This is a genomic window from Sediminitomix flava, from assembly GCF_003149185.1.
In the GTDB taxonomy this organism is placed as follows: Bacteria; Bacteroidota; Bacteroidia; order Cytophagales; family Flammeovirgaceae; genus Sediminitomix; species Sediminitomix flava.
The window spans coordinates 107,614-131,484 of record NZ_QGDO01000008.1 but is presented as its reverse complement, the minus strand read 5'-3'; the positions used below and the strand labels follow the sequence as shown (position 1 = coordinate 131,484).

The window sequence follows — 23,871 nt, the reverse complement described above, 5'->3', positions numbered from 1 at the left end:
GAAGCTATTCTAACTTTTAAGCTTGCTACTTAATACTGTAAGTAGGAATATAGCTTGAAACAAATGTATAATTTAATCAAAATAGTCAGGGTGTAAAGTACTTCTGAAAAAAGGGGGGATATACAGATTTTCTAAAATATATCTTTAAAAAGACGGTAGTTGTATACCTTTTTTAGTTGAGTTTTAATTGAAGATCATCTTTGTCTAAAGTGAAGTGTTTTGAGCTATAATTTGCTAGTAAATCGATTTTATTCAGCTTATTTTTATGACTTCAAAAATACTTGGGGGATAAAAATATTCAATTACCGACGGTATTTGAAAGATGATAAGTGTATAGACCACGCTTTGAAAAAAACATTTCTATTTTGACTCTCGATTTGAGCACTTAAAATCGTAAAAGTTATGACATTTTTTAATTTCAAAGGTGTTTTTACGGGTTTGGCTATTTTGTCCTTACCAATCATAAATACCTCATGTCAGCCCGAAGAGGAGAAAAAACCAAATATCCTGTTCATTATGTCTGACGATCATACTGCCCAAGCTATTGGCGCATACGGAAGTAGACTTAGTAAGTTGAATCCTACACCAACCATTGACAAATTGGCTAATGAAGGAGTTCTTTTTGAAAATGCATTTTGTACGAATTCAATTTGTACACCATCTCGAGCTACGATCATGACTGGGCAATACAGTCAATCTAATGGTGTATTAGATTTGAATGGTAGGTTACCTGAAGAGCAGCAATATCTGCCGCAAGCAATGAAAGCGGCAGGATATGAAACCGCAATGATCGGGAAGTGGCATTTGAAAGAAGAGCCTGCTGCCTATGATCATTATGAAGTATTACCTGTTCAGGGAAAATACTTTGACCCTGTTTTTCGTGTTAGAGGACAGAAAGAGTGGCCAAAGAATACGAATAAATACACAGGGCATTCATCTGATGTTATCACAAATTTATCATTGAAATGGTTGGATGAGGGAAGAGATAAGTCAAAGCCATTCTTCTTAATGCATCATTTTAAAGCCCCACATGATTTCTTCGAATTTGCTCCTCGTTATAAGGATTATTTAGAAAATACACAGATTCCTGAGCCTTCTAGTTTGTATGATAATCAGAATAATGGTTCAATTGCAACTAGAGGAGCTGAAGATTCTTTAATGTATAAAATTGGATCTTCTATTTCTAAAAGAAATATTGCTCGTAACATGGGACAAGACCTTGATATTGATCAGAGTCTAGATGGAAAAGCGTACACAAGTGCTTCTTATCAAGAGTACCTCAAACGCTACTTACGATGTGTAAAAGGGGTAGATGATAACATCCAAAGAATCATGGATTACCTAGAGAAAGAAGGAGAGCTTGATAACACAATTATTATTTATACTGGTGATCAAGGTATGATGTTAGGTGAACATGACTACCAAGATAAGAGATGGATGTATGAAGAATCTATGCGTATGCCATTTATTGTCTATTATCCTGCTAAGTTGAAAAAGGGTATTCGTACAGATGCGATTATCAACAATACAGATTATGCACCAACGATGATTGATTTGGCTGAAGGTACAATTCCTTCTCAAATGCAGGGGAAATCATTTGTAGATATTCTTGAAACTGGACAAGAACCAGAGGATTGGAGAAAGTCAACCTATTACCGTTATTGGATGCATATGGCGCATAAGCATGCCAATCCAGCTCATTTTGGGGTAAGAACAAAAAAGCATAAGTTGATCTTCTTCTATGCGAAGCATTATGATCCTGATAATCATTTGAAAGATTGGGGACAAGATTATCATTTTGAGGGACCTGTTGGATGGGAGTTATATGATCTAGAAAAAGACCCACTTGAAATGAATAATGTGTATAATGATCCTGCTTATGAATCAGTTCAAGCAGAGTTAAAACAAGAAATTATACGTTTGAGAAAACAGTATAAGGAAGAAGATGTAGCTTATCCAGCAATTCAAGAGGTTATAGAAAAGTATTGGAATTCATAACTTAGGGTAAGTTTCTGATTGATCGAGTAGTTAGTCAAATAATAGAAAAATAGGGTAGAGCTGTCATATGTTCTACCCTATTTTTATACACTGAATTTTGTGTGTTCTTTACTTCAAGAAGAAATAAATAGACATTAAAAAAAGCTCTAACCTTTGGGCAAAGGTTAAGAGCTTTATATGGATTTTGGACTAACTCATTCAAGTTTAAATTATAGCATCTCCTTCCAATTCAATTTGGAAAGAAAAAGCATGTTTACAGGGCTTCTCTGAAGGAAGATGAATTACTAACCCTTCTTCTTTCAACTCCCAAGAAAGATCAGATTGAGAACCCAAAAGGTTTACAGCCTTTATTTCTTGATCTAAAAATCCCTTGTCTTTTGCTAAACTTTTAATTAGCAGTTTATTATCTTTTGGCCAATCCAAAGAGATAGCATACAGATTATTCCCATTTATGGTAAAACGAATATCTTCAGCTACAGCTTCTGGATTTTTATTTTCACTAAGATGGCCTTCTACTATTTTTTGAGGACCTTCACCATAGATTTTCCAAGTCCTAGTATTGTAGATTGCTTCTCCGTTTATTTTAAACCAATCACCAAGTTCTAATAAACGTTGTTTCACTTCACTTGGAATTTCACCATCAGCCTTTGGAGGGATGTTTAAAAGCACAGCACCATTCTTAGAGACTACATCAACCATAAAGTCAATGAGTCGGTTGGTCGATTTGTACTTAGGATCATTTATATGACACCAAGCTCTCCAATCGATAGAATCATCAGTAAGCCAAGTGAAATCCTTTTTATCGCTCATTCGTGCTCTTTCCAAATCTAGGACTGCCGAACCTTCTTCTAAATCGGTAAACTTATAAGTACAAACTACTTCTTTCCCCCACTTTTGAGCGTTGTTATAGTAGTTGGCTAAAAACTGTTTTCTGTACTTTTCACCGATTATGTCCATTCTATTATCAACCCAAATGATATCTGGTTGGTAATTTTCCATTAACTCATCTAGCCTAGCAAGCCATTCTTTATTAAATTCTTCATCTGGAAGAGGATCACTTTTTACCTTTGCCATTGTAAATGTACCTTTTGGAGTATATGGTCCATAAAGCCCTTTGTATTCAGGATTTCCAGCATCAGTAGATTTATCCCATGTAGGAAACCAAGCATACATCCAATGCCTGTGATAAGTGGCAATAAACTTCATGTCATATTTTCGAATAGCATTAGCCATTTCTCCAACAATATCTCGTTTGGGCCCCATATCTACAGCATCCCATTTTGTTAGTTTGCTATCCCACATCGCAAAACCATCTGCATGTTCGGCAACAGGTCCAGCAAACTGAGCTCCCGATGCCTTAAACAGTTTTGCCCATTCATCAGCATCAAACTTTTCACCTGTGAACATAGGTATAAAATCTTTGTACCCAAATTGGTCTAGTGGACCATATTTCTTTTCATGATAGGCTCTGATTTCGCTTCCTTCTTTGTACATGTGATGCGAATACCATTCAGTTTTGTATGCTGGAACGGAGTAAGGTCCCCAATGGAAATAAATTCCAAATTTTGTATTCTTCCACCATTCAGGAACTTGATATTTTTTTAGTGACTCCCAATTTGGTTTGTATTCAAATTTAGAAATAGGAGTATCTTTTTGACGCTCTTTTGAATGCTGATTACATGAAAAAAGAGCAAAAGCAATGAATAGGTAATTGAAGTAATTTCTCATGACTAAGAAAAGTATGATGTTAGCAATTGAAAAAATCCTGCAAATCTGTTGATAACGAATTTATTACTAAAGGAGAGTTTACTGACAAATAAAAATGAAGCAAAAGAGGGTACATTTTTATAATCATAAAAAATACACTTAAAAAATCACTTTTTTCAAAAGCTCAAGTATTTGATGCTAAGGTCAGGAGTAAAGATTGGTAATTTTCAAGTCAAGAAATTTGTATCGTTTTTCATAAGTACCCTTATTCAATGACTCATAGATTATTACTAGAAAGGCTATTTTAATACCAATTAAGGCTAATTACCCTAATATTTAATCAATTTATACCCCATTGATTTTTGGTGTATATTGCAGACCTTTTTAGTCTATTAAATAAGGTTGAGTGTAAACATTATTTTTAATGCTTCTGTAAATTTTGAACAAGCTTTTATCATTCTATTGAATAAGCCATTTTAACAGCCCTATTTCAACTTTCTGTAATTTTCCCCCTCTATTTCAAGAGAAAATTCTCTGTGGTATGCATCTCAGAAAGCTACATTTGGAATATACTATCAGAGTTCACTAAGAGTAGTGAATGCCACTTTTAAGTTTAAAATTCTATTTGGTAGAATATTGAACACTTTTTATGAGAATCTCAGTAAAGTCAAAATATATAGCCTTATGAGAAAAGTTATCGTGATTTTTATAGCTGCTATCTTATCTGCTTGTACATCCCAAAAAGATAGTAGTATTGTAGGAAAGAAGGTCTATGAACCTAATTGGGAATCTTTACAGCAATATGAAGTACCTAAGTGGTTTCAAGATGCCAAGCTAGGAATATTCATACACTGGGGAGCTTATTCAGTTCCTGCTTACGGTTCGGAATGGTACCCAAGACTTATGTATATGGATAGCGTTGAATGGTCTCCAAATGGAGAAGCAAGGAAAGAAGGCCCAACTTATATCAATAAATTCCATGTAGAAAACTTTGGTGAGCTGAACAGTTTTGGCTACAAAGATTTTATACCAATGTTTAAGGGGGAACATTTCAATGCTAAAGAATGGATTGATATTTTCGAGAAGTCTGGAGCAAAATATATTGTGCCTGTAGCAGAACATCATGATGGTTTTGCGATGTATAAATCAAATCATACACGTTGGAATTCAGTAGATATGGGGCCTAAAAAAGATATTTTAGGTGAATTGACTACTGAAGCTCGAAATAGAGATTTAAAAATAGGTGCCTCTTCTCATTATGCTTTTAACTGGAACTATTTTACGTATAAGGAAGGATTTGATACAATGGATCCACAATATTCGGATTTATATAGCAAACCTCATGAGCATTATGCACCAGCAGATAAAGAGTTTTTATCTATGTGGTGGAAGAGAACTACCGATATAATTGATAATTATCAGCCAGATATCTTATGGTTTGATTTTTATATAGATAGAGAGGAATTTAGTCCATATCATCCTAAAATTGCAGCCTATTATTATAACAAAGGAGTTGAATGGAATAAGGATGTTGTACTACAAACAAAGAATTTCAAAATGGTAACCTTCCCAGAAGGAACACACGTTTTGGATATTGAAAGAGGAAAAATGTCAGATATCCGAAAAGAGCCTTGGCAAACAGATACTTCAATCGGTAAAAATTCATGGGGTTACGTTAAAAATTGGAAATCAAAAGATGCGAATACCTTAATCGATGATTTGGTAGACATAGTAAGTAAAAATGGTTGTTTGTTGCTTAATGTAGGTCCTAAAGCTGATGGAACCATTCCTGAGGATCAACAAGCCATTCTATTTGAGATGGGAAATTGGTTAAAAGTCAATGGAAAGGCGATCTATGGTTCTAGACCTTGGAAAATCTTCGGGGAAGGACCTACACAAGTTGCAACAGGTCATCATACAGAAGGTAAAAATCAAGAGTTAACTTCAGAAGATTTTAGATTTACTACTAACGAAGGTAGGTTATACGCTATAGCTATGGATTGGGCTGAAGATGGTAAAATGATAATTCCAGCTGTAAGTACAAAGTCTAATTATATTTCTGCAGCGGTTCAAAACGTGAAACTTCTTGGAAGTAATTCAAATTTGGATTGGAGACAAACAGAGAAAGGTCTTGAACTACAATTACCTTCTGAAAAACCATGTGAACATGCTTTTGTCTTTGAGATTGAGTTCAATAATAATCAATCGCTTGCTTGGTTAGATAAATAATCGTGACTGGTTTTGAATATACAACTATGGGCTGTTTCTAATCTTAAGAAACAGCCTTTTTTTTAACGCATTTAAGACTATGAAAAAATTAATTTTATTATTCCTGCTTCTCACGAATGCAAGTATGCTCATAGGGCAGGAGCTTACCGTAGAAAAAGCAAAAGTGAGTTTCTCACCAGATCAAGTACTTTCTTACAATGGAGTAAAAAATTTTGATCGGCAGAAGTACATTAATATACATTCAAGTTATAGAAGCATTCCAAATTCGTTTAAGGATTATCTTTATAAAGATCTCAAAATAAGTGATGGACGTCGTTTTGGACTAGGTGGACCTTCCAATAAAGCGAGCAAAACCAACCACAAAATTCCGGGAGCTTTCAGTTACGAAGACCTACAAGAAGAGATGAAACGTACGATCAAAAACTCTGATCCAGAATTGCCTTTTAAGTCACAAATGATTTTTACATCTCACCCTGGCTCATTTTTTCCAGTTGGAAATTTTAAAATGAAAAAGGATGGTGTTTGGCAAGAAGGATATGAAGCAATTGCAAATTACTTTGTAGAGCGACTGAAAGAACCTGCCCTTCAAGATGGCTATCTTGAACTACTTAATGAGCCATTTGTACATGATCGGGATATGCATACAAGTATTGATACCATTGTCAATATGATGAATACCACAGCAAAAGTTCTTCACCAAACTTACCCAGAACTCAAGATTGGAGGACCAGGACATGCATGGCCAGCCTATGAATTACAGGATTTTAAAGTTTGGGAAGATAGAATGTCCAAGTTCATTGAACGTGCAGGTAAAGAAATGGATTTTCTATCGGTACATCTTTACTCAACTTTTTATGATGATAAAGTGAGTTATAGGGCAGGGGCTAATGCAGAAGCAATTTTAGACTTGATTGAAGCGAAGTCATTTAAAGAATTTGGAAAGGTAAAGCCTTTAGTTATATCTGAGTATGGAGCAGGTTTTAAGGCAGGGTCAAAAATTCAAGAAGCATATTTTCAAAATAGAGATTGGTTAATTATTCACTCTGTCAATTCTAAAATGATGCAATTTATGCAACGACCAGATAGGATTCAGAAAACGATTCCATTCATTACTTCCACCGCGACTTGGTTTAAATCTGAGCATCCATATCCTTATGTTTTATTTCACAAAAAAGGAAACGATTGGGAAACTACACACCTCATTAAGTTTTATGAATTTTGGAAAGGTATTGAAGGTGAATACATTCCTGTCAATTCTTCTCATCCTGATGTTCAAGTCATAGGTTTAAGGAATAATAATAAGTTTTATATCTGTCTTGATAATTTAGAAGATAAAGAAACGAAGGTTGATCTTTTCTCAACTCTGAAAGGGTTTAAAGCTAAAAAAGTAAGAATTAGACGTTTATTTAGTAATAGCGAACAACCAGTTTTAGAAGAAATCAAATTGAAGAATTGGAAAGAACTAACATTAAAAGCTGATGAAACTTCCATTATCATATTTGAACTAAAAAAAGAATTGCAGAATAATAAAGAGATAGTTTTGACAGAAAAATATCATGAAAATCTGATTGAAAAAGTAGATGAAGATGGTATTTCCTATGACTTTGAAGTAAATACTAAAGGACTTACACATGCTGAGTTAAGTCTTGGAATATCTCGACCAATTAACTTATCAACCACCCCGGTAGTATCAGTAAACGGTTATCAGTTAATGGTTGATGAAAATGAGATGGGGAGAAGACAAGATTTTAAAGAACTAACCTTTGAAGGAGCTGAAGAACCTAAAAAGAAAAGACCAAAACAGCAGAATTTTTTTGGTGTTAGAAAGGTAGCTATTCCGCTAGGCTATTTGAAAGAGCAAAATACAATTACTGTGAAATTTGAAGAAGGGGAGGGCTTTGTTTCAACAATAAAATTAAGTACAGCTCATCTCAGAACACTAATTGAGTAGTCACATTATTTTCAATAAAAACAATTGAAAATCAGGTGATGTTGATTCAAGTTAGTAGCCTTCATCATGCCAATTCGAGGATTATTAACAATAAAGATAAAATTCACCCTTAATTAGCTAAAATAATTAACCTTATAGCTCTTTAGTATTGCTTAATATTACTCATATATAATATCATTTTATTGAGGTCGACATGAGAAAAAACAGACTATTCCTATGCTTATCATTTATGATAATGATGGGAAACCTTTTGACATCGCATAGTTCATTAGCGCAAAAGAAAACTGAAACCAAAAAGCCAAATATTATTATCATTTACATGGATGATTTAGGATTTGGCGATTTGAGTTGTTACGGAGCAAAGGAGATAAAAACTCCAAACATAGATAAAATTGCAAAGCAAGGAATTAAGTTTACCAATGGTTATGCTTCATCGTCTACTTGTACACCAAGCAGATATGCTTTGCTTACAGGTGAATATCCGTGGAAAAATAAAAATGCAGCAATTTTAAGTGGTGATGCTCCATTACTTATTTCTACTGATAAACAGACTCTTCCAAAGAAACTTAAAGCAAATGGCTATACTACTGCTGTTGTCGGAAAGTGGCATTTAGGTCTAGGAAATGGGCAGGTGAATTGGAATGAAAGAGTTAGCCCCGGACCAAATGAAGTTGGTTTTGAATACGCTTACATTATGGCTGCTACCAACGACAGAGTTCCTACAGTTTATATGGAAGATGGGGGTGTAGTAGGGCTAGACAAGAATGATCCTATTGAGGTTAACTACCGCAAAAATTTTGAAGGAGAACCAACTGGGCTAGATAACCCTGAGCTATTAAAAATGAAATGGCATCATGGGCACAACAAATCAATCGTAAACGGAATTCCTCGTATTGGTTACATGAAAGGTGGAAAATCTGCTTTGTGGGATGATGAGCAAATGTCTGAGCATTTTTTAGGCATTGCCCAAGATTTTGTAAAGGAGAACAAAGAAAAACCTTTCTTCCTGTACTATGCATTACATCAGCCACATGTTCCTCGTATTCCTAATCCAAGATTTGTTGGGAGTACCAATTTGGGACCAAGAGGTGATGTGATTGTAGAGGCCGACTGGGCAGTTGGTGAGTTTATGAATACCCTTAAAAAAGAAGGATTACTTGAAAACACATTGATCATATTCTCTAGTGATAATGGCCCTGTTCTAAATGACGGTTATTTTGATCAAGCAGATACTAGAAATGGTTTGCATACACCTGCTGGTGTCTTAAGAGGTGGTAAATATAGTTTGTATGATGCTGGAGCACATGTTCCGTTTATGTGTATGTGGAAAGGGGAAATTAAACCAATGGAATCAAATGCTTTGGTATCTCAAGTTGATATTTTTAACTCGATTAATTCTCTTTTGAAATTAAATGAAGTAGATACAGATAGTCAAAATATACTTGAAGCATTTTTAGGAAAAACAGAGAAAGGAAGATCAGAATTTGTAGTAGAAGCAAACCGTAATTTAGCATACAGATCGGGCGACTGGTTAATGATTCCTCCTTATACCGGTAATCCTGTAAATGCCTTTGTGGGAATTGAATTAGGTAAAGCAAAATACTTTCAATTATTCAACTTAAAAGAAGACCCGTCTCAAACTAAAAACTTGAGTAAGGAATACCCAGAAGTTTTAGCTAAATTGAAGAAAGAATTCTTAGAGGAAGTAAAAGGTTTTGAGCCTGAAGGAGCTAATGAATTAGTTCTTGAATAGTTATTTTTTTGTAGATTTAAACAAACTAAAGCCCTAAAACAGATATTGTTTTAGGGCTTTATTGTTCCCAATTACTTGGGTTATAAAAATCAGATACATTATTTATCTCTATGATTACGATGGTTTTAGCGTTTTAACGGTCAAGTCTAGTCAGCTAAGTATGAATAGGTATAAAGTTTAATAGATTCATTGTTTTTGTGTAAACAAAAGGTGAAATGGGCAGCCCATTTCACCTTATAATTTATTTGGATAGGAGAGAGGTATATTATTCTTTTCCTATTTCATCAAGTTCAAATACGGGTTTGTCAGAAGGTGTTGAATTGTCTTTCAAATAGTGTGAAGGAGGTACGCCAAACTCTTTTTTGAAGCAATTTCTGAAGTATTTGAGATCATTAAACCCTACCTCATAAGTAACATCACTTACACTAAACCTACCAAGCTTAAGCATTTGTGCAGCTCTTTTAAGACGAATATTTCTGATAAATCCTTTTGCCGTCTGCCCTGTCAAGGCTTTAAGTTTCTGATTCAATCTTAAAGGAGTTGCTCCATATTCTAGCGCGAGCTTTTCAACAGTAAATTCTGAATCTGAAATGTTTTCCTCTACAATACCTACCAAACGATTTAAGAATTTTTCATCAATAGGAGTGAAGGTAATTTCACTTGGTTGTATATCAATATCAGTTCTGAAACGTTTCTGTTGGTTACTTCTATTCTCTATAAGTGTATGAATTCTTGCCAATAAAACATCAGAATTAAATGGTTTAGTTACATAAGCATCTACTCCGTATTCATAACCTTTAAGTTTACTGTTCTCAGAATTCTTAGCTGTTAAAAGTACAATTGGCAAATGACAGAGTTGACTGTCTTCACGAATTTTCTTGGTGAGTTCATAACCATCTAAAATAGGCATCATGATATCTGAGAGGATCAAGTTAGGCATAACCTCTTTTGCAAGACTTAGTCCTTTTTCACCATCTTCAGCTAAGAAAACTTCATATGTTTCTTCTAATAAAGATTGTAACAGCTCACGAATTGAATGATTATCATCAATAACAACAACTTTCGGTTTCGTTGATACTTCTAGTAAATCTTCTTCTTCGTTTGTGTCTTCTTTGCTTACTAATTCTTGATTAAGTTCAATTTGTTCTCCTTCATAATTTTCTACAGAAAGTGGGAATTCTAAATAGAAGGTAGTTCCTTTATTTGTTTCACTTTCAAATTCGATAGTACCATTGTGAAGTTCTACTAGACTTTTTGTAAATGCAAGTCCGATACCTGTTCCTCTATGCTTAGCTGTTTTGAGATTTTCTACTTGATAGAATCTATTAAAAAGGTGTTCTTGTTTCTCTTCAGAAATTCCTATTCCGGTATCCTGCAATGTGATTTTCACTTTATCGTCAGCTCGCTTTACAGATAGGTTTATTTCACCTTGATAAGTAAACTTGAAGGCATTTGAAAGTAGGTTATACATTATTTTTTCCAACTTATCGTTGTCCATATATCCATGTATGTCACTACCTTCCGAGTGGAAGTTAAAGTCAATATGTTCATGCTCCGCAAATTCTTTGAAAGAATGAAATACTTGTTCAATGAAGGTATTCCAATTTCCTCTCATAAGTTGTAGTTTCATCTTTCCTTGATCAACTTTACGGAAATCAAGTAGTTGATTTACAAGTCGCATTAAGTGTTGTACATTCTTGAAAATCAGCTGATAAGACTTTTCACGTTCATGTTCGGAAAGATTTCTCCCTTTTTTAATAAGTTGCTCAATTGGAGTATGAATTAAAGTAAGTGGAGTGCGTAGCTCATGCGAAATGTTTGTAAAAAACTGAAGTTTCAATTGACTTAGATCTTCCAATTTTTCACGTTCAAATTTTTCCATTTCCAATTGACTCTTTCTTCTAGCAGTAATAATTGAATATCTAGAGAAGAAAGAAATTGCAGCAAAAAAGAGCATTACATACATCCATTTTGCCCACCAACTTAACCACCAAGGAGGAAGTACTTTTATGTGTAGAGAAATAGGTTGCGGATTCCAAACATTGTCACCGTTAGCTCCTTTTACAAGAAGTTGATATTCTCCTGGTGAAAGGTTTGTATATTTTGCTTCTCTTTGCATTGCATCTGCTGAAATCCAATCTTGGTCAAAACCTACAAGTTTATATTTATATAGATTATTTTCGGGTGCACCATAATGCAAACAAGCAAAGTTGACTGCAAAACTATTTTGGTTGTAATAAAGTTCAATAGATTTTGTATCCCTCAATGATTGACTTAGAATTTGATTATTATGGAATACTTGGAACGGTTTAATATTGGTATTCAGTACTTTTAGGTTAGTGAAAATGAGATCAGAAATTGTGTTATCATCAACAATTTCATGAGGATTAAAAATATTGATACCATTTACTCCACCAAATAGGAGCATACCATCTTTATTTTTAAAAGCCGCCAACTCACTAAATTCATCATCTTGAAGCCCATCACTGACATCATAATTTTTTACAGAACGAGTTTCCAGATTTATTTTACTAAGTCCTTTGTTACTTGCGACCCAAAGATTTCCGTAATCATCCTCCAAAATTGATTTAATAACATTACTTGGTAGTCCATTTTCAATTGAAATATGGTCGAAAGTAGAACTATTTGAAATGTTATCAGGAGCTAAAATATTTAGACCTCCACCCATTGTTCCAATCCATATTTCACCATTTGAAGCCTCAAAAATTGGTAAGATATAATTATAGCTCAGACTTTTAGGGTTAGAATCTTCATTTTGAAAGAGCGTATACTTTGGATGTTCTTTCAATTTTTCATTTTTAGAAATAAAACAGAGTCCTTCTCGAGTACCTACCCATAAGTTACCTTGTTTATCTAAGTGTAAACTTCGAATAATATCTAGTAGATTTTCTTTTCCTTTTTTATGTGAAAGAATAGAGTTTGACCAAATTATACTATTATCTTTTTGCTTAATACCTCTTAGGACTCCACCTCCGTAAGTACCCATCCAAATAACAGAATCACCATCATTCTCTATTGAAAAAGCAGCGTTATGATGACCTTTAGGATGAAAAATGCTTTTAGTAAGTTGTTGTTCTAACTTATGAGCTTTGTTACTATCGATGGCTAATGATTTAAAAGGATAGCCTACACCAAAGACCATTTTCTCATTCCATTCTTCAATACTATAGACAATATTCGGTGATTTTTTATCATTGACCACTGGTATTGTTTTGAAACCAGAGTTATAGTTTCTCTCATTCCAGTTTTCAAGTAAGTTAATACCACCGCCTTCTGTACCAATCCATAATCTATCTTTTGAGTCTTGAAAAATTGATCTGATTTTATTGTAACTCAGACTTCCTTCAAAATGTCCTTTTTTAATATGCCCAAACTTTTTTCTTCTAGGGTTATATTTATTAATACCTCCACCGTTAGTACCAATCCAAATAATACCAATGTTATCTTCATATAAAGCTGTGATAATATTGGTACTCATATTGTCATTATTTGAGCTGTTGTAAAAACCTAATACTTCCAGTGAATCTCTGTAGCTCCCATATTGTAACTGGTATAAACCATCCGGAGTACCAGCCCAAATAACATCAGATTCAGATTTAAGTAGGACATCACATTTTAAATCAGATTTCTTTACAAAATCACCTTTTTCAGAGTTTTTCAAACTCATTTCAAATACACCATCAAAATATGCAATCAACAGATTACTTCCTTCTTGTGAAATGTTAAGGAGGTTGTTATCAGTAGTTTTCAAATATGACTTGAATGTGCCATAATTTTGATGTCCTTTGGCTGGGATATATTCCTGAAGTCCTTTTTTAGTTCCAATCCATAATGTTCCACTATTATCTACGAACAGATCAGTGATATGATTTGATAAAATACTTTCTGCATTGTGAGGATTATGGTAATATTTAAGTGCAGAAATATGCTTTTTGTCTAAAAATTCTTTCTTTACACAGTTTAAACCCTTGGAATTCCCAAACCACAAATTTCCATCATTGTCAAATGTCATTCGGGAAGCGACATCATCTGTAAATAATTTAGGATTCAAATCTGTATTTGAAAAGGAGTCAAATGTTTCACTTTGAATATTGAATCTACAAAGTCCTGCATCAGCTGTACCAAGCCATAAATTCCCGAGATGATCTTCTTTAATTTTATTGATTAGATTTGAGGATAGGGGATGAGTTTCCATAGTATAATTTTTAAACTCATATCCATCAAAGCTACTAAATCCGTTGTTAGTACCAATCCAAACTACACCTCTCTGATCTTGATATATACAATTTATATCATTTTGGGATAGGCCATCTCTTGTTGAAAAATGTTGGAGAACAATGTTATTTCCAATACCAAAAGTATTGATAGACATACCAATAAATGATAAACACATCATCAAAGTTGGTAATAATCTAAGTCTAAATATTTTAGTTGAAAACATGTGTTGAGCGTTTAGTAGTAAAAAATCCAGTTTTTATGTGTTGTTATTCACTTGGTTGTTAGGGGAAATTTATACAAAATACCCCCTCTAATCTAATTTCTAAACAAAAAACACTAATTTACCCCTTATCTTTATGTGTAAAATACACCTATATTGATTTTTGTACTTTAAGAATACATCACAAATTTCATTTTTTGAAAACTTTATTAATCAGGAAAAAATTGTAAAAAATAAACAAAATAGAATTATATTTAACGATAAGCGAAATAAATAAAATTATATTATTAATAATTCTCTCAAAATCTATACAAAAAAGAGGCTAATATTGATCAGTTATTTTGAATAGATAGAACTAGGAGAGTTATTATCATGATTTTTATTATAGATATTTCTCATCGTATCATCAATTTTCTTATCCAGATAAACTTTAGAAGTAATAGAAATATCTCGATGCGAAAGGAGTTTTGATACTATTGCAATATCTCCAAACTCAGCTAATCGATTTGCTCCAAAAGTATAGCGGAAATAGTGGAAAGTAATTTCGTGAGTATTACCATTTTGGTCTGTATAATTCCTTAAATCTTTTAAACTTAAAATATTTTTAAGTTGAACAGCGATACTTCTTTTAGAAAATAGTGAACCTGATTTTATACCTAATAAACTGATCAATTTTTTAAGAGCTGTAAGGGACACTTGATTTAGAGGTAATGATGGAGCTTCAAAAGCATCATATCCTTTACAAAATCTTAAATGCAAAATACCCCGATCAAAATCAATATCTTCTACATGAATTTCTTCCACAGTAGAAACCCTTAGCCCTATTTCTAAACCAAGTGTGATTGCTGTTTTCAATCGATTAATAGTGAGGTGTTTAGTAACTTTTTGCTTATCATTCAAATGAGGTAAAAAGTTAATTTCACTAAGATATTCATCTAGTGCAGAATATAGTTTATCAATGTAGGATTGTGGAAGATGACATTTTGCTCCGAAACTTTTATATCTATTTTTTCTGTACGAATAATTAGCTAACTGTTTTAATGCAAGTGCATATTCATCAAAAGCAATTTCTGCTTTTCGATATAGTTTCATGTAATCAAATTCTCTTTGGCTATTTTGAGCGAGAAATAAATTATTACCAATTCCTTGTGACCTTTCCTGATTTTGAAAATGTTCAATACTAGCATCAATGAAAGATTTCCTAGCAGCAGGTGTTTCCACTTTTTCAGAAAGAATATATTTAAAGAAAAGTCTAATGTCTTTAATTATATCATTCATAGAAGAGTTCTTGAGGAGAATACCATCTTCATCTTTGATATCACCCCAGCTAGATAGTTTCTGATGTTTTCTCAGATCCAGATATTCTGTTACATTGCTGTAAGTAAAAAGACTAGGTGCATTTCTAATCCAATTATTTTCAGTAGAAACATCAATTTTATTTTTCAACAAAAAGCGTAAAAATAATCTTACATTTCTCATTGAAATATCTATTGTTCCGGTATATTTATCAAGTTTATGACTTTTTTGCCTGAAGTAATAGAAGTCTAATAAGAGTTGGTGATTATCCAGTTGACTCAATAATTTATTCTGAAGATGCTTTTGAGTCTGAAATTCTTCGCTCACATGAGTAATCCCAAGTTCCTGTATAAATTTCAAAAAAGGCATAGCTTGTTTATGTTCATAATTTGAAACCTTATGAATCTTAGCTAACCTAATACATACTCGTCTTTTGAAATATTGATTAATTTTTCCATCTAGTTGCAATTCATCTAAATAATCTAAATATGCCTTTAATTGAATTTCTAGATTAAATAGTTGGCCAGCATAATTACTCAATACAAATTTTAAAAAATATTCTGCTGAAATTTCAGCATTTCTAATTGTACCATGAATAGACTTTTGAGCACGATTTAGACCATCAATATCTTGAGGAAGTTCATTTTCTTGGTAAAAACAGCTTTTCACATGCTCTTTATAGTGATTGATCACATGATTCCAAGGTAAAGTTTGAAAAGTAGTCTGGTTTTGTGATGCCAAACCTCCAAAATCAGTTAATTGCATTTGCTCTATAGTATGTTGAAATAATAATAGTATTCAGCTTCCTAAATTTACAAATACAATACTAGATGTACAAATGTACACAAGTCATCATTACTAGTATTAGAAATTGAAAATTTCATTACTGTTAGATTTTACTCTTTCATATATATTTATATTATTTCCATTACTGTTAAACTACAATATGTATTTTATTTTTTATGAATGTTCACCACCCGTATTTATTAGAATCTCTTTCTAGTTGGATTATCAATTGGATGTAAATTTATTTAAAACTAATATTAGAAACTGATGAGAACATTTGTAGTATATTTTATCGTATTGATGTTTTGTAATTTAAATTTTGTGACTGCACAAATACAACTAGACGAATTAGAAAAAGAAAATTCTAGTTATGACATCAACGAAGAAATCCCAGTAACACCAAATGATTTTATATTTAAAAAACCACATACAAATGATCAAATAAAGTATAAATCCAAAACAAAATATACAAGAACAATATATGTAGATAATGAAAATGGTTCTGATTCCAATAATGGATTATCTAAAGAAATGGCGATTAAAAGTTTAGAACAAATTGTACGATTAAACATTACTTTTGGTGATCAAATATTATTGAAAGGACAACAAATTCATATTGGAACTATTGAACTTATAAACCTTAATACTGAAAAGAAAAGCAATAAGAGAATCCATATTGGTAGTTATGGTAAAGGCAAAGCTGTGATTGATTTTAGAGGCTACCCTGCTGGAGTCTGGATACAAAATACTTCAAATGTATCAATAACTGATTTAAAATTCACTGGGAATGGAGGTCCAAATAATGAGACATTCATGCTAAGGGAGAGTGAGAAAAATATAGATCAACGCTATGCTATTCGCATACAATCAGATGATTCTCATAATTTCAGTTTAATGGAGAATTTGTTTATTTATAATGTCGATATAAAAGATGTCTTCCTTTTAAATCCAGTACAAAAATCTAGAGCATGTCGTCAATGGCACATGAATGATGGTGCTGGTTGGGGGTGGGGAATTTTTGGGCAAGTCCTTAAGAATGGAAAAGGTTTACATAATGTTACAATTCAACATGTAAATGTAAGTAATGTCAGCCAAATGGGAATTCGCTTTAAAGGTGCAGGAAAAATTGATGGCTCATTACAGGGTAATGTAAATAATGTAAAGATTGAGTATTGTACTATTTATAGAAGTGGCGGTCCTGGTATGCAGTTTAACAGATGTAATAATAGCCATATGAAATTCTGTCGAATAACTGAATCCGGTAATAGAAATGATAAAAGAAAGTGGGGTCGAGGAAGTGGTATGTGGACTTGGGGACTACATAACTTTTTGTTTGAACATAACATTTTTGAAGGCGCTCAAGGAATTGCCGATTCATGCGGTGCACATATAGACTTTAATTGTCGTAATGTAGTCATTCAAAATTGCTTAAGTAGATACAATGCTGGTGGTTTCATTGAAATTTTAGGATTAAACTACAATTGTTCCTACCGATTCAATGTGAGTATCAATGATGGATGGAGAAATATCAAAGATCCAAAACAAAAGTTTTGGGGCAAAGTAGGCACACCTGGTTGTATAGTAACAGTAAATGGGCATAATCATGAGAAACAATATAAAGGACCATACCAAACCTATATCTATAACAATACAATTATAAATACCATTGAAGGTAATGCTCCTTACAAAAATCCAAATATTTTTAATATCTCAACATCCAATGAAGGACTTGTGATGATGAATAATATTTTTTGGTTTGAAGAGAAAGCAAATAAAGGGTGGTCAATGCACCGTTGGAAAGATAATGCTCCTTATGATGCCGCATTTGATTTCAAAATCTCCGATGCACCAAAAAATACAAAATCAGAAAAAGGTTTTGGAGACTCCTACCCTGCCACTTCAAGATCTATGAATGAAGGTGAATTAGCTAGAATGGAATTAATCATGCGAAACAACATTTATAGACTTTATAATGCTGATGGCATAGATAAATACAGTAAGGTAAATACAGCTTTAGCAGATGGATATTGGGATGAAAATGCAAGAGGAGATAATCCAAATTTTAAAAATGAAACTGGTTCTGAGGCTGCAGACTTTATTCCTACAAATAAAAAGCTAATATATTCAGGAGAACCAATTCCGAAATTGTCATCTGATTCAACAGCATCTGGGATTTACTTTGGAGGACTAGAAGTCACAAAAGATTTCTTTGGTAATCCTATTAAGAAAGACATAATTGGAGCTATTGTTCCAAATGCTAAAATCAAAGATTGGACTAAAGTCTTTCAGCAACATGATCAAGTTAAAGAGAATCAGTTAGCTAAATAATAACATTCCCCTTTGATGAATAACCCCTTCAATTTAGTTTACTCAAATTGAAGGGGTTACTAATTTTATATCCGAGTTTAATCTGTATCACAAATTATACATAGAAACTAAATAACTCCTCTCCTACTTAATTAAATACACGATCTGAATAATTCAATTATAGCGAGTATCCAAAGCGTTATTCTATAATTAGAAGTTGACGATTCGAAATTTTGCCACCTTCAAAAACAGCTCTCAAAATGTAAATACCTGATGCTAAATCCTCAATATTTATTTTCTCTTGCCCTAACATTTTTATCTGTTTTACTTTTTCTCCCACAGTATTCAAAATAAGAACTTCTTGAAGTGGAATTTCAGACGAAAATTGAATTAGCGCACTACTAGGGTTTGGAAATACCTTAAAAATTGAGGAATTCATACTTTCTTCCATACTTGTGATTTTGGACTCTTCCTCTTCTTCTTCAATTTCCTCTAAAGCGAATACACTTACGGATATTTCTATTGAAAAATTAGGGTCCGAAGCTAAAGAAAGTGTCACTATTGTTTCGCCTTCTTTTACAGCTGTAATAACACCTTCTTGAACACTCACAATCGTAATGTCTTGGGAAGACCATTCAAGCTCTTTTTCTGATGCATTAAATGGTACAAAAGTGATAGGGATAAATTGAGAAGAACCTTCTTCTAATTCAATTTCATAGGAAGAAATCGACACACTATCTAATGGAATTAAAACGGTCTCAATTTCTGGAATAAATTCTTTAGGAATATCAAGAACCTTGTCATCGGCACCTTCTGCAAAATTACTTCTGTTCCACAAGTTTGATTTATTCCAGTCACATTCTATCCGCCCATCACCTAGAACAATATTGCCAAGTTTATTTCGGAACCAATCTGCCAATTCAATGTAAGCTTCATCATAAGCTACATTGTTGTGTTCACCTTTATCTACACGAAGATCAAATAATGCTAATTCTGCATCTTCCCGACTACAAGTCAGTGGCCATGTTACAAGTGTGTTCAACTCACCTTCTTTCGGCTTGTTTGACTTCTTTCTTGCTTTCATCGAAAAAGCAAAATTTTCCGAACGCAAATAAGCTCGGTCTCCTCCCAAATGATTTTGTTCACCCAAAACATATCCGCGAGCGGGCTTTGTACCATTTATCACTTCTTCAAGGTCATAACCATCCAAATAGTTATAGGTATTTTCTTTGATGTCAATACCTGCACTTGCATAAAAAGTTGGAGCAAAATCTACGTATTCCAAATAATCTGACACTACCGTATGGCTTGGAAATTTCTCTTTATTGGAAGAAACCACAATTATTGCTGTTTTATTTGATTGCGTATAAGGAGTAAACTTTGCACTAATTCCTTGTTCACCCAAATGCCAACCATGATCACCACAGGCAATGACAATCAAATATTCTTGCTGGTTCTGAATGCTATATTCTTTAAAAGCCGTAACAGCTTCACCTATCAAGGAATCTCCGAAAGCACAAAAAGCATAATAGTCTTGAATGAGTAATTGCTTCTCTTCATCAGTCATCGGATGTATTTTGAGCTCATTGTACATTCTGAGAAGTTGGTTGGGTAATTTTTCCAATTCTGCTTCCGAAAATGTAGGTACTTTATATGTTTTTCCTTTAAACCGATCTCTGAATGACTTTGGGGGCAATACAGGTGTATGTGGAAATTGATATCCTAAATTGATAAACTGAGGTTTCGCACTGTTTGCTCCCTCTAAAGTACGACCATCCATTGTTTTGTAGGTCTGATTTGCATTGGATAAATAATTTTGGAAAGCTTGCGTGATACGAGCATCTGCAGTCATAGAAGCGGGCTGAGAACTAACACCACTCAAAATGAGGGATTCATTGCTACGAGTATAAGAAAAAATAAGCTCTTGATCTTCTACAATAGCTTGCTTTGCTGCTTCATTACCCTCAGGCATGATTCCATCTTCCCGATCTATCCAGTAAGAGCGCATCGTTCCATCAGGATAGAACCACTCCGCCTTCTTCCCTACTCTTCCATTGTCGAAATAAGTATGTGGATAATAATCTGTATACCCTGCTTTTTGTAAATCTTTTACATCTACTTCAAAAGAATAAAAATCATTATCTTCTTTTTCTCCATTTACATTCATATGTGATGCCCTTACTCCTAGTTTACCAAACCGGGCAGTATGATAACCTACCGACTTGAGTACTTGGGGGATAGTTTTTTCTACAAAATCGGGACCGTCATGATGATATTCAAAACCATAAATTCCAGAGTGGTGTGCATACTGCCCCGAGTGCATTGCGGCCCTCGAAGGAGCACAAGCAGGAGTAGTACAAAATGAGTTTGTAAAAAGTACGCCTTCTTCTGCCAAAGCATCAATATTTGGAGACATCACATAACCTAAAGGGCTATCTGCTTTACCACTCATAGCTTGATTGTAGCATGATAAAGCATCCGCTCGTTGGTCATCTGTTATAATCCATAAAATATTTGGTTGATTCCCATCTTGTCCGAATAGAGACAGCACCTTCCATCCAAAAAATAGTAGGGTCAGAAATAACTTCTTTAGTTGTTTCATAAGCTTTATTTCTTTGATGACTATTTATGGGTGTACAGTAACAATACTAAAATCGGTATATCTGCCATCTTTTGTACTCAACCATATTTTGGTTTGACCTTTTCCGACAGGAATGACTTTTCCGCCTTCATCAACTTTAGCGATAGCTGGATTTTCAGACTTCCATACTAAATTCTCTTTTTGTACTTTATCAAATAATATCTTTGCAGTAAACTGAACAGACTCTCCATCCTTAAGTTCTGCTACATTTGGGAATGCATCCAGTACTTGTACGGACTTACCTTCTTGTATTTTTCCTTCATAAAAGCCACAACCTTTTGTAGCTAACCAAATTTTATTGACATCGAAAATATCAAACTTCACATCTTCTATCTGATGCGGTATTGTTACGTTTGTATTGTTTTTAGACCATGTTTTCCCTCTATCTCTACTAACATAAACCCCTTGGTTTTGATTGGCAAACCTAACTGAGACCACTAATAGGTTCGTGTCGAAAGGAGAAACATTAATACATTCTGTTCCTGCAAAATCAAAGATTTGTTGCCATGTCTTACCAAAATCATCTGTGTACCAAACACCTGCACCACCACTAAAATGACCTGTTGTTATATACATTCTGTTGGTATGATCGAATTCGATAAATTGAACCCCTTCCACCTCTTTTGGTGTATTTACCTTTTCCCAATTTAAGCCTCGATCAGAAGAATAGTATAAACCGCCTTCAGAAAGGGGCATAAAATATTTTTTTGTATTTTTCTGAGCTGCTATAAATAAGGATTTTTTTGACAAATCTCTAGGATCAAATTTTACATCATTTATTCTTGCTGGGGAAGGTAAACCATTATTTCTTGGTTTGAATGTTTTACCATAATCATCGGAAAAGAAGAAACCTCCTTGTTTGGCTTTTTTCGGATTCACAATTCTTGTAATCCCAAAATACATATACTGATTATTGATTGGGTCAATTGTTAAGCCATTGGTATAGAAATCGTCTTTCCATTTTTTGGTTGCGGGTGTAGAAATTCCATATGCTTCCCAGTTCTCTCCTCCATCTATACTCCTAAATATTTCATGCTTGTGCTCCTGTCTGTTAGAAGTCGCAAATACTGTTTTGCCGTCATAAGGGTCAAACACAATATTACTTACTGTTGGTTGTGTACTTTCTACAAATCGGATAGCTGGTACTCCATTTTTTCTTTCCCCTGTCGGAATCCATAGATGGTGTTCTCCAGAACCAAAAAGCGTTGTGTCAAAGCGTCGATCTTGTGCAATTGTTAAGCCTGGAAGATTACTATTTCCTTTCCCCACAATTCCTCCTTTTTCAGTAATTTCTTCATCTACTTGATGCCAAGTTTGGCCATGGTCGGTACTCAACATGGTACTATGATCTGAGATAATCATAACACTGCCATCTACACCTACATCTAGCCCACGCATGGAACGGAGCGCATAATCATTACCAAATCGCATATGTCTTGAGTAATGCCCTACTACCATATTTTCATGATATGGATTGTTTCTTGCCGTCCAATAATCTTTATCTTTTTCCCAACTGTCGCCATAAAGTCTTGCTGTATTGGTCCAAGTTTTTCCATGATTTTCAGTGACCCAAAGTCGACCAGGCAAAATCGAATTTCCAATTTGAGGGTCTGCAAAGCCCAAATATATGGCTTTTTCTCTACTTGGGTCAGCACTAATCATATTGAAACGTTGAAGTGCATTTTTAGGTAAAACAGGGTATCTTTCTTTCGCTTCCTTCAATGAAATCCCCATCCATTTTGAGATGTATTTAAAGTAATTATTAGGTACTCCACCCGATAATTGATTAATATCTAAACCAAGGTTTCCATTAATTTTCTGCCATGTTTTCCCCGCATTTTCAGAATAAAAAACACCTCCAGTGCATTTCGTTGTATTTCCATGAGCTACATATTGAGTCTGGTCAATTGCATAAATAATAAACTTAGCTGTTCGCTCATTGTAATAGGCATCCATATCCATGATAATATCATTGTCCAACTGACCTTTTGAGATATGTTGCCATTTTTTACCCGCATTGTCAGAACGGTAAATACCGTAATTTGATGCAGCAAAAATTTGTTTTGAGTTGTTTGGATTGACAATAATCCGACCTACTTGAGCTTTCGGGGGTAATCCATTTGAAATTAGAGTCCATGATTTTCCAGCATTTTTGGTTCGCCAAATTTTCCCCTCATTTAAGGCTTCTTTGCCATGTGGGTTTTCTGCTGTCACTCCTTTATAACATGAGAGCCAATCTTGTCCTCTGACATTCATGCCGCCAGCAACATACCAAACATCTTTATCATTAGGATCAATAGCTAATGTTGCCACTTTCTTTTTCCATCGGTCTACATCTCCTCCGTCTTCATCAATTTTATACCAAGGACAGTTCGGAACAACTTCCCAATTCTTACCTAGATTTTCTGTTTTCCATAATTCTGAAGAAGAAATAGCTAATCCAAAGCTGGCATCACTTACCGAATAATAAAGGTCTCGTAAATGGTAAAAGCTCGCATCGCCATCTGGGTCGGTTATACCATACCAACTGTTTCCATTATTTTCTGACTGATAGGCATTCCACATATCTGGACAAGTGGCCACGACATTGGGCAACGTAGGATGATAGCGCAATAAATTGGCATATCCTGCATTTCCAGGGCCAAACTGCCTCCAAACAATAAGAGAATCTGAATTGACTTTCCTTTTTCTAATTGTCTAAAAAATGCTTTATCTATTTGTGCATAACTCAGAGTCGGTATGAC

10 protein-coding genes are annotated in these 23,871 nt (G+C 33.9%); 5 read left to right on the top strand and 5 right to left on the bottom strand.

Translation table 11 applies throughout. The features are described from left to right. The first annotated feature begins 402 nt into the window (after positions 1-402). Positions 403-1,998: a sulfatase family protein gene (locus BC781_RS22235; protein WP_109622117.1), complete on the top strand. Its 1,596-nt coding sequence runs from the start codon at positions 403-405 to the stop codon at positions 1,996-1,998. A 204-nt stretch (positions 1,999-2,202) separates the two neighbouring features. On the opposite strand, the gene BC781_RS22230 is transcribed toward BC781_RS22235, so the two are convergent. Continuing rightward, complete coding sequence (locus BC781_RS22230; RefSeq protein ID WP_109622115.1) at positions 2,203-3,726, bottom strand: alpha-L-fucosidase; 1,524 nt, start codon at positions 3,724-3,726, stop codon at positions 2,203-2,205. A 663-nt stretch (positions 3,727-4,389) separates the two neighbouring features. On the opposite strand from BC781_RS22230, the gene BC781_RS22225 reads away from it, so the two are divergent. From BC781_RS22225 to BC781_RS22215, 3 genes are all read left to right on the top strand, one after another. Beyond that, a complete protein-coding gene (locus tag BC781_RS22225) occupies positions 4,390-5,934 on the top strand; it encodes an alpha-L-fucosidase (RefSeq protein WP_109622113.1) in 1,545 nt (514 codons plus the stop codon). A gap of 79 nt (positions 5,935-6,013) precedes the next feature. Further along, complete coding sequence (locus BC781_RS22220) at positions 6,014-7,885, top strand: GH39 family glycosyl hydrolase (RefSeq protein ID WP_109622111.1); 1,872 nt, start codon at positions 6,014-6,016, stop codon at positions 7,883-7,885. Between the two features lie 235 nt (positions 7,886-8,120). After that, the gene (locus BC781_RS22215; protein WP_317047251.1) at positions 8,121-9,638 is read left to right on the top strand and encodes a sulfatase-like hydrolase/transferase; all 1,518 of its coding nucleotides are present in this window, start codon (positions 8,121-8,123) and stop codon (positions 9,636-9,638) included. A 265-nt stretch (positions 9,639-9,903) separates the two neighbouring features. Here BC781_RS22215 and BC781_RS22210 read toward each other — a convergent pair whose 3' ends face one another. Beyond that, positions 9,904-14,100 carry a hybrid sensor histidine kinase/response regulator transcription factor gene (locus BC781_RS22210; RefSeq protein ID WP_109622107.1) on the bottom strand — a complete coding sequence of 1,399 codons (4,197 nt, stop codon included), beginning with the start codon at positions 14,098-14,100 and terminating at the stop codon, positions 9,904-9,906. Positions 14,101-14,433: 333 nt separating this feature from the next. After that, the gene (locus BC781_RS22205) at positions 14,434-16,062 is read right to left on the bottom strand and encodes a tyrosine-type recombinase/integrase (RefSeq protein ID WP_158281558.1); all 1,629 of its coding nucleotides are present in this window, start codon (positions 16,060-16,062) and stop codon (positions 14,434-14,436) included. A gap of 384 nt (positions 16,063-16,446) precedes the next feature. Between BC781_RS22205 and BC781_RS22200 the strand changes: the two genes are divergently transcribed. Further along, entirely contained in the window at positions 16,447-18,507 is a 2,061-nt protein-coding gene (locus tag BC781_RS22200; RefSeq protein ID WP_109622103.1) for a right-handed parallel beta-helix repeat-containing protein, read from the top strand. 178 nt (positions 18,508-18,685) lie between these two features. Here BC781_RS22200 and BC781_RS22195 read toward each other — a convergent pair whose 3' ends face one another. Continuing rightward, complete coding sequence (locus tag BC781_RS22195; protein WP_109622101.1) at positions 18,686-21,088, bottom strand: sulfatase-like hydrolase/transferase; 2,403 nt, start codon at positions 21,086-21,088, stop codon at positions 18,686-18,688. Between the two features lie 24 nt (positions 21,089-21,112). Next, complete coding sequence (locus BC781_RS22190; RefSeq protein WP_158281557.1) at positions 21,113-23,710, bottom strand: VPS10 domain-containing protein; 2,598 nt, start codon at positions 23,708-23,710, stop codon at positions 21,113-21,115. Positions 23,711-23,871 lie beyond the last annotated feature (161 nt).

Excerpts from the sequence above, each read along its gene's own strand:
- BC781_RS22235 (WP_109622117.1), top strand. The coding sequence starts at position 403 with ATGACATTTTTTAATTTCAAAGGTGTTTTTACGGGTTTGGCTATTTTG.
- BC781_RS22230 (WP_109622115.1), bottom strand. The coding sequence starts at position 3,726 with ATGAGAAATTACTTCAATTACCTATTCATTGCTTTTGCTCTTTTTTCA.
- BC781_RS22225 (WP_109622113.1), top strand. The coding sequence starts at position 4,390 with ATGAGAAAAGTTATCGTGATTTTTATAGCTGCTATCTTATCTGCTTGT.
- BC781_RS22220 (WP_109622111.1), top strand. The coding sequence starts at position 6,014 with ATGAAAAAATTAATTTTATTATTCCTGCTTCTCACGAATGCAAGTATG.
- BC781_RS22215 (WP_317047251.1), top strand. The coding sequence starts at position 8,121 with ATGATGGGAAACCTTTTGACATCGCATAGTTCATTAGCGCAAAAGAAA.
- BC781_RS22210 (WP_109622107.1), bottom strand. The coding sequence starts at position 14,100 with ATGTTTTCAACTAAAATATTTAGACTTAGATTATTACCAACTTTGATG.
- BC781_RS22200 (WP_109622103.1), top strand. The coding sequence starts at position 16,447 with ATGAGAACATTTGTAGTATATTTTATCGTATTGATGTTTTGTAATTTA.
- BC781_RS22195 (WP_109622101.1), bottom strand. The coding sequence starts at position 21,088 with ATGAAACAACTAAAGAAGTTATTTCTGACCCTACTATTTTTTGGATGG.